The organism is Sphingomonas bacterium, from assembly GCF_903642285.1.
Classification (GTDB): Bacteria; Pseudomonadota; Alphaproteobacteria; order Sphingomonadales; family Sphingomonadaceae; genus Sphingomonas.
This window is the reverse complement of record NZ_CAHJWJ010000005.1, coordinates 44,869-58,980: the sequence shown is the minus strand read 5'-3', so window position 1 is coordinate 58,980 and position 14,112 is coordinate 44,869. Positions and strand designations below refer to the sequence as shown.

The 14,112-nt window shown below is 65.2% G+C and carries 12 protein-coding genes; 8 read left to right on the top strand and 4 right to left on the bottom strand.

From position 1 onward, the window contains the following. Positions 1-31 precede the first annotated feature (31 nt). The gene (locus HUU99_RS03980) at positions 32-865 is read left to right on the top strand and encodes a GntR family transcriptional regulator (RefSeq protein WP_254602908.1); all 834 of its coding nucleotides are present in this window, start codon (positions 32-34) and stop codon (positions 863-865) included. On the opposite strand, the gene HUU99_RS03975 is transcribed toward HUU99_RS03980, so the two are convergent. After that, positions 763-1,947, bottom strand: a complete 1,185-nt coding sequence (locus HUU99_RS03975) for a CaiB/BaiF CoA transferase family protein (protein ID WP_174285289.1) — start codon at positions 1,945-1,947, stop codon at positions 763-765. The two genes, HUU99_RS03980 and HUU99_RS03975, sit on opposite strands and share 103 nt — an antisense overlap. 91 nt (positions 1,948-2,038) lie before the next feature. Here HUU99_RS03975 and HUU99_RS03970 point away from each other — a divergent pair, with 91 nt between their 5' ends. Genes HUU99_RS03970 through HUU99_RS03955 form a run of 4 tightly spaced genes read left to right on the top strand, consistent with a single transcriptional unit; the run spans position 2,039 to position 5,449 of the window. Beyond that, positions 2,039-2,971, top strand: a complete 933-nt coding sequence (locus HUU99_RS03970; protein WP_174285288.1) for a hydroxymethylglutaryl-CoA lyase — start codon at positions 2,039-2,041, stop codon at positions 2,969-2,971. Then, a complete protein-coding gene (locus HUU99_RS03965; protein WP_174285287.1) occupies positions 2,968-3,645 on the top strand; it encodes an isochorismatase family protein in 678 nt (225 codons plus the stop codon). Before HUU99_RS03970 ends, HUU99_RS03965 begins: the two co-directional genes overlap by 4 nt. Beyond that, entirely contained in the window at positions 3,645-4,538 is an 894-nt protein-coding gene (locus HUU99_RS03960; protein WP_174285286.1) for a polysaccharide deacetylase family protein, read from the top strand. Before HUU99_RS03965 ends, HUU99_RS03960 begins: the two co-directional genes overlap by 1 nt. Further along, entirely contained in the window at positions 4,535-5,449 is a 915-nt protein-coding gene (locus tag HUU99_RS03955) for a polysaccharide deacetylase family protein (protein WP_174285285.1), read from the top strand. The genes HUU99_RS03960 and HUU99_RS03955 overlap by 4 nt, the downstream gene beginning before the upstream one ends. A 14-nt stretch (positions 5,450-5,463) precedes the next feature. Here the strand turns inward: HUU99_RS03955 and HUU99_RS03950 are convergent, their stop codons facing one another. Continuing rightward, positions 5,464-6,816, bottom strand: a complete 1,353-nt coding sequence (locus HUU99_RS03950; protein WP_174285284.1) for an LLM class flavin-dependent oxidoreductase — start codon at positions 6,814-6,816, stop codon at positions 5,464-5,466. 143 nt (positions 6,817-6,959) lie between these two features. On the opposite strand from HUU99_RS03950, the gene HUU99_RS03945 reads away from it, so the two are divergent. The 3 genes from HUU99_RS03945 (at position 6,960) to HUU99_RS03935 (ending at position 11,504) form a co-directional block, all read left to right on the top strand. Beyond that, the gene (locus HUU99_RS03945; protein WP_174285283.1) at positions 6,960-8,327 is read left to right on the top strand and encodes an MFS transporter; all 1,368 of its coding nucleotides are present in this window, start codon (positions 6,960-6,962) and stop codon (positions 8,325-8,327) included. A gap of 560 nt (positions 8,328-8,887) precedes the next feature. Continuing rightward, a complete protein-coding gene (locus tag HUU99_RS03940; protein WP_174285282.1) occupies positions 8,888-10,147 on the top strand; it encodes an MFS transporter in 1,260 nt (419 codons plus the stop codon). Next, a complete protein-coding gene (locus HUU99_RS03935) occupies positions 10,140-11,504 on the top strand; it encodes an LLM class flavin-dependent oxidoreductase (RefSeq protein WP_174285281.1) in 1,365 nt (454 codons plus the stop codon). Before HUU99_RS03940 ends, HUU99_RS03935 begins: the two co-directional genes overlap by 8 nt. A gap of 59 nt (positions 11,505-11,563) precedes the next feature. On the opposite strand, the gene HUU99_RS03930 is transcribed toward HUU99_RS03935, so the two are convergent. Then, on the bottom strand, positions 11,564-12,652 hold the full coding sequence (locus tag HUU99_RS03930; protein WP_174285280.1) for a DUF3089 domain-containing protein: 1,089 nt from the start codon (positions 12,650-12,652) through the stop codon (positions 11,564-11,566). Between the two features lie 44 nt (positions 12,653-12,696). Then, positions 12,697-14,106: an aldehyde dehydrogenase family protein gene (locus HUU99_RS03925; protein WP_217430758.1), complete on the bottom strand. Its 1,410-nt coding sequence runs from the start codon at positions 14,104-14,106 to the stop codon at positions 12,697-12,699. Positions 14,107-14,112: the final 6 nt, after the last annotated feature.

The window sequence follows — 14,112 nt, the reverse complement described above, 5'->3', positions numbered from 1 at the left end:
AGGGAAGGTCGGAACAGCGAGAGGGGCGGCCTTGGTCGATCGCGATGCGGCGATGCCGCTCTACCACCAAATCTTCCTGCAACTGCGCGACGAGATCGTCAGTGGCGCACGCGCGCACGGCACGCTGCTGCCGACCGAGCAGGAACTGTCCGCGCTGTTCGGCGTATCGCGCATCACGGCACGGCGCGTGCTCGATGAACTCGCGGCGCAGAACTTCGTCGAACGCAAGCGTCGCGTCGGCACCACCGTAACCTTCAACTCGCCGATCAAATCGATCGAGGCGAACATCGACACTGCGCTCGATTCGCTGCTCAAGCTCGGCCGCGCTACCCAGGTGCGCGTCGTCGAAGTGGGACTGGGGGCTGCCCCGCTCGCCGTCACCGATACGTTGGCACTGCCGGCCGGAACATCTGTCCTGCGCGCGGTGCGCGTTCGCGCGCTCGACGGCATCCCGTTGGGCTATGTGCTGAGCTACATGCCGGCGCACTTCGCGCCGATCGTCACGCGCGAGGCACTGGAGGAGCGGCCGATGCTCGAGCTGCTCGCGCTCGCCGGGCACGGTGCCGAAACCGCCGAACAGACCATCGGTGCGATGATCGCCGACGCCCCGATGGCCGATGCGCTGGAGATCGAGCCGCGTTCGGCACTGCTGCGGATCCAGCGCACCGTATACGACAAGAGCGGTGCGCCGATGCTGTTGACGTTCGCGCATTACCGTTCGGACCGCTTCCACGTTCGACTGGATCTTTCGCATCTGTCGCATCAGGCGACCGAACCGCCGGCGAAGAGTGCGTCGACTGCATCGCCCGTCATTCCCGCCGCCAGCAGCAGCGCTCGCGTATCCGCGCCTGGTGCGCCGAGATGACGCCGCACGCCGAATCGCCGCCCGTCGATTTCGACCGGCAGAGCCGGCAGCCGTGTCGGCGTGCCATCGGCCAGCGTCATGTCGACCAGACCGCCTGCTGCGTTGAGGTGCGGATCCTCGAACAGGTCCTGCGGTCGCGCGATCGGCGCAACCGGTAGCCCGATCGCTTCGCATTTGGAGAGCAGTTCGGCCAGGTTCATATGAACGAATAGCGCGCGCAAGGTCGGTAGGATGCGCTCACGCGCCAGCACGCGGTCATTGTTGAGCGCGAGGCTTTCGTCGGCGGCGAAAGCGTCGAGCCCGAACGCCGCGCAGAAGGCGACCCATTGCTGGTCGCTGACCACGCCAATGAAAATCTGGCCATCCCCGGCGGTGGTAAACACGTCATAGATGGCCCAGGCCGAGATGCGGGCGGGCATGGGTGCCGCAGCCTGACCCGTCACCGCTTTCTGCGCCATATGCTGGCCGACAAGGAACGCCGTCGTCTCGAACAGCGAGCATTTGACGCGCCCGCCCTTCCCGGTGCGGTGGCGGCGTTCGAGCAGGCCCATGATGCCGATCACGCCGAACATTCCGCCCGTCACGTCGATCACCGAGGCACCGGCGCGCAACGGCCGCCCCGGCGGTCCGGTCATGTAGGCGAGTCCACCCATCATCTGAGCGACTTCGTCGAGCGCGGCGCGATTCTCATACGGGCCGGCGAGGAAACCTTTGGCCGAGCAATAGATGAGCCGCGGATTGTCCTCGGCCAGCGCCTCATAACCTAGACCAAGCCGGTCAAGCGTGCCGGGGCGGAAATTTTCGATGACGATGTCGGCATCGCTTGCCAGCAGCCGCGCCGCCGCCACTCCATCCGAAGATTTGAGGTCGAGACACGCGCTCTGCTTGTTGCGGTTGTACATCGGGTAATAGCCAGCGCCCGAGCCCAGCAGCCTCCGCGTCCGGTCGCCCCCGATCGGCTCGATGCGGATCACCTCCGCTCCCATGTCACCCAGGATCAGTCCGGTTGACGGGCCCATTACCATATGCGTGAACTCGACGACCTTGAGGTCCGCGAGGGGCAGTGTGTCCAAATCTGACATCGACCAAATCTCTCTACGCCCCCATCTCCCTAATGACAGCATGGAGCATTTGATATAGAGATAGTACAAATGTTCGCAGAATGGAACACCGGTGGCTGAAGTCGAGATCCTGGTGAGCGAGGTCGGTCCGCGCGACGGGCTGCAAAGCGTCACGCGGATCATGCCGACCGACGCCAAGAAGGCGTGGATCACGGCCGAAGCCGCAGCCGGAGTACGTGAGATCGAGGTCGGCAGCTTCGTCCCGGTCAAGCTTCTGCCGCAGCTCGCGGACACCGCCGAGATCGTCGCGCATGCGCGAACCATACCGGGGCTGACTGTTGCGGTGCTGGTGCCCAACGCGATTGGCGGCGAGGCTGCGATAAAGGCCGGCGCGCACAAGATCACCTTGCCGCTGTCGGTGAGTGAAACGCATAGCCTCGCCAATCTGCGTCGGACCCACCCGCAAGTGCTGGCCGAGGCGAAAACGATCGCGGAGATGATCAAGGGGCTGCCCCAGGGCGATCGACCGCATTTCGAGGGTTCGCTCTCGACCGTGTTCGGCTGCACGCTCGAAGGCAGGATCCCTGACTCGCAAGTCGCCCGCCTTGCCGAGTCGCTGATGGCGGCGGGCTGCGACGAGGTCGGCCTGTCCGACACCACCGGCTTCGCCGACCCGGCCGCGGTCAAGCGGTTGATCAAGCTGGTCAAGGGTGCGGCAGGCGACGCCGCGCTGAGCGGCATTCATCTCCATAATACGCGCGGGCTCGGGCTCGCCAATGCGCTGGCTGCGCTCGAATGCGGGCTGACGACGCTCGATGCGTCGCTGGGCGGTCTGGGCGGTTGTCCGTTCGCACCGGGTGCCTCGGGCAATATCGTCACCGAGGATCTGTGCTTCATGCTCGCCGCGATGGGGCTGGAGACCGGCATCGATCTCGGCGCACTGGTCGCGGTGCGGTCGATCCTCGCCGAGGCTTTGCCGGGCGAACCGCTCTACGGCTTCCTGCCAGACGCCGGCCTCCCGCTTGGATGGAAAGACGCAGCATGACGATTGGTACGAAGATGGTGCGTTCGGACAAGACCGCACGCGAGCTGTTCGAAGAAGTGATGGCCAACCCGGCGCGCAGCAAGTTCGGCTTCGGCGAGAAGCTCGCGGTCGTGAACATCGATTTCCAGAACGCCTACACACGGATCGACGAGTTCAAGACCGCGTACGAGGCCGACCCGCGCCAGATCGAATATGCCAACACCATCTCGGCGCTGGCCCGCGCCAGGGGCATGCCGGTGATCTGGACCCACGTCGCGTATATGGACGACGCCAGCGACGCTGGCGTGTGGGGCACGCGCACCGACACGCCCGACAGCTTGCAGAACATCAAATACGATTCGCGCCGCCACGCCTTCGACGACCGCTGCGAAATCCATCCCAGGGACGCGGTCTACACCAAGCGCATGCCATCGCCCTTCTTCGAGACGCCGCTGCAGAGCCTGCTCGTCTGGCACAAGGTCGACACGGTCGTGATCACCGGCGGTTCCACCTCCGGCTGCGTCCGCGCCGCGGCGGTCGATTCGCTCAGCCGGGGCTATCGCACGATCGTCCCGATCGAGACCTGCGCCGACAAGCACGAGAGTTATCACTTCGCCAACCTGACCGATCTCCAGCTGAAATATGCCGATGTCGAGCCGGTCCAGACGGTGATCGACTGGCTGGAGGCACGCTGATGCACGAAGGTGCCCCCGACCCCGAGCTGTACGACTTCGCCCCCTATCGCGGTCGCAAGCCGTTGGTGTGGCCCGGCGACAAGAAGGTCGCGGTGTGGGTGTCGCCCAACCTCGAATATTACGAGATCGACCCGCCCGCCAACCCGCACCGCAAGAGCTGGGCGAAGCCGCACCCCGACGTGGTGGGCTATGCGCACCGCGACCACGCCAATCGCGTCGGCCATTGGCGGATGGCCGAGGTGATGAGCAAGCACGGCTTCCCCGGCTCGGTCTCACTGTCGGTGGCGCTCTGCCAGCATCACCCCGAGGTCGTCGCCGACGGCGCGGCGCGCGGCTGGGAGTTCTTCAGCCACGGCATCTACAACACGCGCTATTCCTACGGGATGGACGAGGCGCAGGAGCGCGCGATCATCGAGGATTCGATCCGCACCGTGCGCGACGCGACCGGGCAGACGATCCGTGGCTGGCTCGCGCCGGCGCTGACGCACACGCCGCGCACGCTCGACCTGATCGCCGAATACGGCTTGGAGTATACCTGCGACCTGTATCACGACGACCAGCCGATGCCGGTCAAGACCAAGCGCGGCGACCTGATCTCGATGCCGTACAGCCTCGAGGTCAACGACCATTACGGCTTCTTCGTCTACAATATGAGCCCACGCAAATATGCGAAAACGCTCATCCGCCAATTCGAGCGGCTCGCCGACGAGGCGGAGACGGTGACGGGCGCGGGCGGCACGGTGATGTGCATCCCGCTCCACGCCTATCTCATCGGCCAGCCGCACCGGATCGGCGCGTTCGAGGAGGTGTTGCGCCACATTGCGGCTGATGGTCGCGCCTGGATCACCCGTGCCGGCGATATCGCCGACGCCTACCGTGGGCAGATCGCATGAGCCTCGATCCGACGTATCTCCAATATGCCAAGCGCCGCTTGGGTTATGATCACGATCTCTATCCGTACGAGACGTTGCCGAAGCGCACGCCGATCGCTTGGCCAAACGGCAAGACGGTGGCGACGTGGATCGTCGTCAGTCTCGAGTGGTTCCCGATCATGCCGTCGGACAAGCCGTTTCGCGCGCCCGGACACATGCAGACGGCGTATCCCGACTACCGCCACTACACCGCGCGCGAATACGGCACGCGGGTCGGCTTCTACCGGCTGCTCGACGCCTTCGCGAAGGCGGGGGTGAGCGTCTCGGTCGCGGCGAACAGCGCGATCGCCGAGCGCTATCCCTCCATCATCCGCGACATCGTTTCGGCGGGGCACGAGATCATCGCGCACTCGACCGATATGAACGGCACGATCGCCGGCGGGCTGCCGATCGACGAGGAGCGCGCGCTGATCGCGCAATCGCTCGACACGCTGGAAAAGGTTGCGGGCACGCGCCCGCGCGGCTGGCATTCGATCGCGCGCTCGCAGAGCTTCAACACCGTGCCGCTGCTCAAGGAATTGGGCGTCGACTATTGCGTCGACTGGGCCAATGACGAGGCACCCTGGGCGTTCGCCAACGGCGTGGTCAACGTCCCGCTCAACCATGAACTGTCGGACCGCCAGATCCTCACCGTGCAGCAGCAATCTGTCGACAGCTACGCCGAGCAGATCCTTGACGCGCATGACTGGCTGACCAGGGAAGCCGCGGCGCAAGGCGGCGGGCGGCTGCTGCCGCTGCACCTCACGCCATACATCATCGGCCTGCCGTACCGGATGGACGCGTTCGAGGCGTTGCTCGCCGCGCTGGCGGGGCGGGGCGGAACCTGGTTCGCGCGGGGCGACCAGATCATCGACAGCTATCGCGCCGGGTGATGGTGCGCGCCGCTCTACCAGATCTCGGGTTTTGCGCGCAGCGACGGATCCGTGTCGAACCGATTGGCTGGCCGCGCCAGCCCAAGGTTTTCCCGCAACGTCCTGCCTTCATAACGGGTTCGAAACACGCCGCGCGCCTGCAGCACCGGCACGACCTGGTCGACGAAATCGTCGAGCCCGCCCGGCAGGAATGGCGGCGAGATGACGAAGCCATCGGCCGCGCCGTGCGTGTACCAATCCTGGAGTTCGTCCGCGATGTCGGCTGCGGTGCCGACGGCGGTCCGGCTGGTGCGGCCCGCCGCGACGCGCTGCGCGACCTGCGTAATGGTCAGATCTTCGCGCCTCGCCATGGCGACGACGCGGTCGCGCGTTGAATTTTGCCCCTGCATCATCTCTGCGGGCAGCGTCGGGAAGGCCGCGTCCGGAGCGAAAGCGGAAAGATCAAACCCGGCGAGATACTCTTGCAGCTTGCTGATCGCGATCGCAGGCGGGATCATCTCGTCAAGTTCGCGCTGCAGCGCTTCCGCGGCCGCGTGCGTCGCACCGATGATCGGGGTGATCGCGGTCATGATCTTGAGGCTTTCCGGGGTGCGACCGCATTCGGCGAGCAGCGCATGCATCTCGCTGCGAAAGGCAATCGCCGATTGCCGCGTGGGATGCGAGGTGAAGACGACCTCGGCAAAGCTTGCGGCAAAGCGCTTGCCGGTATCCGAAGCGCCAGCCTGCACCAGCACCGGATGCCCCTGCGGCGGGCGCGGCACGGTCGATGGGCCTGCGACCCTGAAATAGGCTCCCTTGTGAGCGAGCGCGTGTATCCGCGACGGATCGGTATAACGACCGGCCGCCTTGTCGCCGACTACGGCGCCGTCTTCCCAGCAGTCCCACAGTCGCTGCACGACATCGACGAATTCTGCGGCGCGGGCGTACCGGTCACCATGCGCCAAATGCGCCTCGCGCCCATAATTGTGCGCCTCATTCTCCATCGTCGAGGTCACGATGTTCCAACCGGCACGACCGCGGCTGACATGGTCGAGCGTCGCCATGCGGCGCGCGAGATCGTACGGCTCGTTATAGGTGGTCGAGGCGGTCCCGATCAGCCCGACCCGGGTTGTCGCGGATCCCATTACCGCAAGCAGCAGCGCCGGATCGAGCTTCGGCGACTCGATCCCCGCAAAGAGATCCGCGCTTTTGACCGGGTGGTAACCGACATAGTCGGCGAGGAAAACCGCATCGAACAGCCCGCGTTCGGCCACCTGCGCGAGGCCCGTGAAATAGTCGATGTCGGTCAAAGCCCCGGTCGCGGCGCGCGGGTGCCGCCAGCCCGCCATGTGGCCACCGGTCTGAAGGAGAAAAGCGAGGAGTTTCATGGCCGCATCCCGCGCGATGAGGGTTTGCCGTCGAACCCGACGGTGCCGGTATGGCGCACGGCCGGTTGCCGTAGCAGTGCATCCCTAGCGCGTGCGCCGTTGGTGCCAAGACCTGCCATCCTATAACCCATGCGGAGATGTGCATGACGCTACCGATCGATCCGCTCGACACGCGCGACGCCGGTCCGCGCTCCTCGGGGGCGATGGCCTGGTTCGCCGTCGTGATCTTGTGCGCTGCGCAGATCGTATCGACGATCGATCGTGGGATTCTTGCGCTGGTGGTCGATCCCGTGCGGGCCGATCTCGGCATCAGCGATTTGCAGATCGCGCTGCTGCAGGGGTTTGCTTTTTCGGTGTTCTACGTGACCGTCGGGCTACCGCTCGGCGTGGCCGCCGACATGACCAATCGGCGGCGGCTGTTGGTGTGTGGAATTATCGTGTGGAGTTTCGCGACCATCGGCGGCGGTCTGGCGCAGAATTTCGGGCAAATGTTCGTCTCCCGCTTGCTCGTCGGCGTGGGTGAGGCTGTGCTCGGGCCGTGCGCGGTGACGATCATCAGCGATCTCTTTCCCCCGGCCGGGCGGGGACGGCCAATGGCGATCTATGTGTTCGGGAGCATGATCGCCTATGGCATCGGCGCTCTGGTCAGCGGCCTGATCCTGCAGGTCGCGCCACGGGGAGCCTTCAGCGATATTCCGCTTCTGGCCACGCTGGCACCGTGGCGCATCGCGTTCGTGCTGGTTGGCGGTTTCGGGTTCGCGATCGCGGGCCTGCTCTTGTTGCTGCGCGAGCCGCCGCGCAGCGGTGATGGCGGCAATGCGACCGACAAAATCCGTTTCCGCGAAAACCTGCATTTCCTCGTGCATCACAAAGGGATTTTCCTGCCGCTCTATGGGGCGCTCGCCGCCTTCGCCGCAGGGAATTCGATCGCCACGGGTTGGGGCGCAGTGCTGCTGTCCCGTAGCTTCGGCTTCACGATCGGCGCGGCGGGCAAAAGTATCGGCAGCAGCTTGGTACTATGGGCGGTGGCGGGTGCCCTGGTCGCCAGCGTGCTGGTCGATCGCGTCGCACGCCGCGGCGGATCGGCGGGCAAGGTCAAGCTCGCGGCGTTGCTTGCGCTGCTGGCGATTCCCTCGACGCTGGCAGTGCTTGCGCCAGATGGAAGCGGCGCAGTGATCCTGCTGGGCGAGATCATGTTCGCCAGCGCGATCTATGGTACCACGATGCTTTCGGTGGTCGCTGAAATCACCCCGCCCCGCATGCGCGGCCTGTCGATCGCACTCTACGCGTTCGTCATGACGATGATCGGTGCCTCGATTGGACCGATCGCCGTAGCGACGATGACGGAGCGCGTGTTCCGCGACGCGAATGCAGTCGGTTGGTCGATGGCGATCGTCGGGATCGCTACGCTGTGCCTGTCGGCGCTGCTTGCCCTCGCCGCGGCGCGGCGGCTGCGAGCTGTCCGCGATCATGGCGGTACGATGGCGACCTTGTTTACGACGGTCGCCTGATCGGCAAAGGCATGTCCCGATATTTCATCCAGCTGCGATGCGCCGCACCGCCGCAGCCTGGCGCGTAGTTGCCCGCAGATACCGTCAGCGTGCTCGCAGTCGCGTATGGCGTGATACATTTCAAGCACCATACCGCATTGCGTATTCCCGACATACGCCTTCCCCTATTACACCTCGATGCGGCCGACGATTGCCGGCCGGGAGCGAACCGGACCCGACCAAGGGTACGGCGGCGCGCATGTAGGGGCGATACGCGATGGCTGCATGCAAAGATTGATGCTGATCGTCAGGGGCCGCGGTCCATGTTCGAGCTGCGGCACCAATGCGCGATGGGTGGTGCGCAATGTCCGGCGCACCGGCGTGACGATGATGCCGGACGGCTTGTCTGCCGCCGGTGTTCGGCCCGGTGGCAGAAGGCCGGCTGCAGGGATGCAAGCGCGGAACGGTGAGAAGGCGCGGGTCGCACAACCATTTCCGGTCGCGCCATGAGTCTACCGGATTCCGCCCCGTCTCCCCGTGCGGATGCACATTTCCCGGGCTTCCGTAAGAGCTGGTGGCCCATGCTGCTGCTGTTTCTGGCAGCCGCCATCTACAGCATCGACAAGGCGATCGTCGGCGTGCTGGCAGAACCGATCAAACACGATCTGGCGATCAGCGACGTGCAGATGAGCCTGCTGCTCGGTCTCGCGTACACGATGTTCGGCGCAATCCTGGGCGTGTGGTTCGGTAATCTTGTCGACCGCAAGGTCCGGCGCACCCTGATAGCCGGCGCAATAATCCTGTGGAGCCTGTCCACTGCCGCGGGCGGCCTTGCCCCCAGCTTTCAATGGTTCTTCATATTTCGGGCGATGGTCGGTCTGGGCGAAGCCGCGATCACCCCGGCGTCCTTTTCGCTGATTGCCGACATGTTCCCACCGCACCAGCGTGGTCGCGCACTCGGCACCTATCTTATCGGCGCGACGGTCGGCACGGCGCTCTCGTCCGTCATTCCGGGCTGGATCATAGCCTCCGATTTGCACCTCATGATTCCCGGTTTCGGGGCGGTGGCCCCCTGGCGCAGCGCTTTCCTGATCTGCGGCATGATGGGTCCGATCGTCGGCATCCTCTTCCTGACCGTGCGTGAGCCTGCCCGTCTCGGGATGTCGCTATCGCGTGGGCGCAGCGCGACCCTTGGAGAAAAACTGCGCTATCTTTGGTCGCAAAGCGCGGTGATCGGGCCGATGTTTCTCGGGTTCGGCCTGTTCTATACGGGGTTCATCGGCATTAGCGCCTGGACGGCACCCTTCGTCATACGGACTTACCACCTGACGCTGCCGCAATTCGCCAATATGATGGGACTGATCCTGCTGATCGGCGGCGCGATCGGATATATCGCGGGCGGCCTACTCGCCGACTCCCCGATCGGAAGGCGGCGTGGCGGCAAGCTTGCGATCATGATCGCGCTGCCGATTATTGCATTGCCATGTGCCTTTGCGGGTTTCGCTCCGAGCGCGACGGTCGCGCTGATCGCGCTCGCGACCGTCGCGCTCGCCACGCCGATGCTCAACGTGGCGATGAACGCGTCGGTACAGGACCTCATCCCAAACGACATGCGCGGCTTCTCGATCGGTTTGCTCAGCGTCCTGATCGCGTTGCCTGCGGGCGCGGGCGGTCCGTTCGCGGTCGCCTATGTGACCCAAGTTCTTCTCGCCGACCCCGAAAGGATCGGCACCGCCTTCCTCATCGTCGGCGCGCCGTGCTTCATTGCGGCGTCCGCGAGCTTCTTCTTCGCGTACCGGGGTATCCTCGCCGCGCCGCCACCGGAGCCCGACCATGTCTGATCGCAAGATGATCCTCGCCACCTTCATTCACAACAGCGGCGCGCATCCCGGCGGCTGGCGCTATCCGGGTGCTGCGCCGGTCGATCAGCACGACTTCCAAAGCTATGCCAGGCTCGCGCAGACCGCCGAGCGCGGCAAGTTGCATTGTTATTTCTCCGGTGATTCGCAGGCGTTTCCGAGCATCTCCGGACGCGACGCCTTCACCGCGACCGACTATGCCGGCAAGCTCGAGCCCACCACCCTGCTCGCCGCGCTGGCCGCCGTAACCCGCGACATCGGCCTGATCGCGACCGTCTCGACCACCTATAACGAGCCTTATTCGATCGCGCGGCGCTTCGCCTCGATCGATCATATCTCGGGGGGACGCGCCGGCTGGAACGTCGTCACGTCGGCAGGCGGCAACGAAGCCAAAAACTTCGGTCGCGACGAGCTGATGGACCATGAGGATCGGTACGAGCGGGCGGAAGAGTTCGTCGATATCGTGAAAGCGCTGTGGGATTCGTTCGAGGACGACGCGCATATCCGCGATCGGGCGAATGCGCGATATATCGACTGGCGAAAGCTCCACCAGCTCAACCATCGCGGGAAACATTTCACGGTCGCGGGCCCGCTCAACATCGGTCGACCACCGCAGGGCCATCCGGTCATCGTCCAGGCCGGCGGGTCGGGCCCGGGGCGGGCGTTGTCGGCACGGACCGCCGACCTGATCTTTACCGCGGCAAGTTCGCTCGATGCGGCAAAGATCTTTTATGCCGATTTGAAGGAACGCGCGGTCGGGTTCGGCCGCGATCCCGACCATATGCTCGTCATCCCGTCGATGCAGCTCATGGTCCGCAGCACCGAGGCGGAGTGCCGCGCGCTCGATGAAGAGCTGCTCGGCCTGATTCCATCGGCGCTCGCTCTGCGCACGCTCTCGTTCCAACTCGGATTCGACCTGTCGGGATATGCACCGGGCGACGCGCTCCCCGAGATTCCGCTGACCAATGGGGGGCAGTGGGTGCAGCAGCAAATCATCAAGATGGCGCGCGACGAGGACCTCACGATCGAAAAACTCGCGCAACGCGTGTCGGTGAGCCGCGCGAGCTACTCGCAGACGGGCACGCCCGAGCAGATCGCCGACATGTGCGAGACCTGGTTTCGTGCGGGCGGCGCCGACGGTTTCGCGCTTTCGCCCAACTATCTGCCGGGCGCGCTGGAGGACTTTGTCGATCAGGTCGTGCCGATCCTGCAAAAACGCGGGCTGTTCCGTACGGACTATGAGGGTGCGACGCTCCGCGAGAATCTCGGCATTCCCCGGCCTGCGAACAGTTTCGTCGCGAACCCGACGCTCGGCAGCGAGCCGACGATATGGGCCTGATATAGGCTGCTCTCGAGCAAATTCCGTCACGGGGGCCCGTTCTTCACCTGCCTGGAGGTCTAGCGCTTTGTCCGGGTGCCAAGCGTCCTGAGATACGACTTCACGCGCCGGGCGGCGTTCGCCCGGACATCGGCGTAGAATAAGCCGAGATCATGATAGTGCATCACTGCGCCGCCCGGGATCGGCTTGAGCGCGAGAGCCGGGCTCGGATCCACGATCAGCAGTCCCTGGGCACAATGTGCCGCGACGGCATGGATCAGCAACGGGCGCAGCGGGCCCTCGCCCGGATCACCCGGCACCGCGCCCTGCGCCTGCGCAGTTGTGGCCGCGGGCTTCGACCGGTCGAACGTCAGCGGGTTGACACACAATGTCACCTTACCGGGATCGTCGCCACGTTTCGCCACGTAAGGTGCTTGATACTGGGCGGCGATCTTCGTGAGATCGGCGCTTGCGAGGACCGAATTCCACTGCACTGCGCACCCCGTCTGGTCGGGCGTCGCGCATGGTAGCACGTGCTTGAAGCGTCGGCCGAAATCACCCTCGGCGAGGTTGATACCGACGATGTAGGCGGCAACCAACTTGTCCTGCAGCGGTGTGCCGTCGATCTTCTCCTCGAGCAATCGCGCGATCATCCATGCGCCCTGGCTGTGCCCGGCGAGGATGAAGGGGCGGCCGCGGTTCTGCGTCGTCAGATAGTGATCGAATGCCCGTGCGACGTCCTGATATGCGAGGTCGAGCGCCTTGTCGCGCTCGCCGCCGACATTACGGAACGACGCTTGGCGATAGCGTGGTGCGAACACGCGGCAACATGCATTGAAAATGCTCGCCTGCCGCGCGATGACGCTCACGTCCGTCCAGGCGTCGGTCGTCGCGTCCGCCAGGTCCTGGTTCCACACGGTCGTGCTGCGAAACGTCGTCGGGTAGACATAGAAGACGTCCACCGCAGGATCGCGCGACGCGGGGGTGGCACCCTTCGGCACGACCGCGCTCGCGCCTGGTCCGAACGGACCCGCCGCCCAGGAGGATGCGAGCGCATAATCGGGCGGCGGCGGCGGCGTTTGCTCGGCAAAGGACTGGGCTTGAGCGACGCCCGCGCCGCAAATGCCGAGCGCGACGATCAGCGGTAGGAGCGTGGGTGACAGTTTCATCGTCGCGGATTCCCTTGAAACGCTGGCAGGCCGCTGCAACGCCGTCAGGCCCGCTGCGGCTTGATCGTCGTGACGGCTTGCATCCGCATCGCGCCTTTGATGCCATGGTCGGCGTAATCCACCCCCATGCCCGACTGCTTGATCAGCGGGAACGGAATTTGGGGATCGAACGCGGCGTGGCGGTTGATCGCCGCCGAACCCACGGCGAGCTGGGCTGCGATCGCCTCGCCGCGCGCCAGGTCGGTGGTCCAGATCGAGGCGGTCAGTCCATAGGGCCCGGCATTGACGCGATCGACCACGTCCTGAACGGCGTCGTAGCCAACGACCGGGATGACCGGGCCGAACTGCTCCTCGTCGACCAGCCTCGCGCCGTCGGTGAGATCGGCGATGACGGTCGGCGGAAAGAAATAGCCCGGGCGATCGAGCGGCGTGCCGCCACTCAGCACCCGGCCGCCCGCGACCAGCGAGTCTGCCACGATCGCGCGGACCTTGTCGTACTGCGCCTTGTTTTGGATCGGCCCCAGCGTGACGCCCGGCTCGAACGCGCTGCCGATCACGAAGCCGTCGGCTACCGCGGCGAGCTTCGCACCGACCTCTTCGACCAGGGCGGCGGGCGCGTAGATACGCTTTATCGCCGCACAAAATTGTCCACAGTTGCTAAAGCCGGTCTGCGCCGCCGCCGCCACCAGATCGTCGATCGATCCGTCAGGGAGCAGTATGGCAGCATCGTTGCCGCCCAGTTCGAGAGTCATTGGACGTAGAAATGCCGCGGACTGCTTGGCGATCGCAATTCCCGTCGCGGTTGATCCGGTGAAGGATATCTTGTCGAAGCCGCTGTGCGCGACCATTGCAGCCCCGACCAGGCGGCCGCCAGCAACGGCGTTGAACACGCCGTCGGGCAGGATTCCAATGCCCAGCCGCGCGATTTCGAGCGTGCTCAGCGGCGTCAGTTCCGACGGCTTGAGGACGATCGTATTGCCGCCGATCAGCGCGGAGGCGACCTTGACCATGCCCAGCATGAGAGGCCCGTTCCACGGTGCGATCGCGGCGACCACGCCAAGCGGATGCCAGCACTCGACGACGCGGCGCGTGTCGTCATCGACCAGCACCCGATCCGGAACGCGAAACGTCGCAAGCAAGCGTACGCGGGCCGCCATATATTGGGTGAAGGCAAGCGACTGCGAATAGGGCATCCCCTGCTCCATCGATTGCAGCGCGGCGATCCATCCGATCTCGCGGTCGATCGCGTCGGCCAGCTGCGTCAGGTGCTCCGCGCGCGAATTCCAGTCCAGCGCCGCCCAACCCGGTTGCGCCGCTCGCGCCGCCGCCACCGCGCTGTCGAGTTCGTCCGCTGTGGCCACCGGGCTACGCTGGAAGGCAGCCGCGGTCGACGGGTCGATAACGTCTTCGAACCCGGTCGCGAGCAGGGCCCCGTTGACGACCTGCTGAAACACGGTCCG

Coding starts and splice junctions, on each gene's coding strand:
- HUU99_RS03975 (WP_174285289.1), bottom strand. CDS start 1,947: ATGTCAGATTTGGACACACTGCCCCTCGCGGACCTCAAGGTCGTCGAG.
- HUU99_RS03965 (WP_174285287.1), top strand. CDS start 2,968: ATGACGATTGGTACGAAGATGGTGCGTTCGGACAAGACCGCACGCGAG.
- HUU99_RS03960 (WP_174285286.1), top strand. CDS start 3,645: ATGCACGAAGGTGCCCCCGACCCCGAGCTGTACGACTTCGCCCCCTAT.
- HUU99_RS03955 (WP_174285285.1), top strand. CDS start 4,535: ATGAGCCTCGATCCGACGTATCTCCAATATGCCAAGCGCCGCTTGGGT.
- HUU99_RS03950 (WP_174285284.1), bottom strand. CDS start 6,816: ATGAAACTCCTCGCTTTTCTCCTTCAGACCGGTGGCCACATGGCGGGC.
- HUU99_RS03945 (WP_174285283.1), top strand. CDS start 6,960: ATGACGCTACCGATCGATCCGCTCGACACGCGCGACGCCGGTCCGCGC.
- HUU99_RS03940 (WP_174285282.1), top strand. CDS start 8,888: ATGCTGCTGCTGTTTCTGGCAGCCGCCATCTACAGCATCGACAAGGCG.
- HUU99_RS03935 (WP_174285281.1), top strand. CDS start 10,140: ATGTCTGATCGCAAGATGATCCTCGCCACCTTCATTCACAACAGCGGC.
- HUU99_RS03930 (WP_174285280.1), bottom strand. CDS start 12,652: ATGAAACTGTCACCCACGCTCCTACCGCTGATCGTCGCGCTCGGCATT.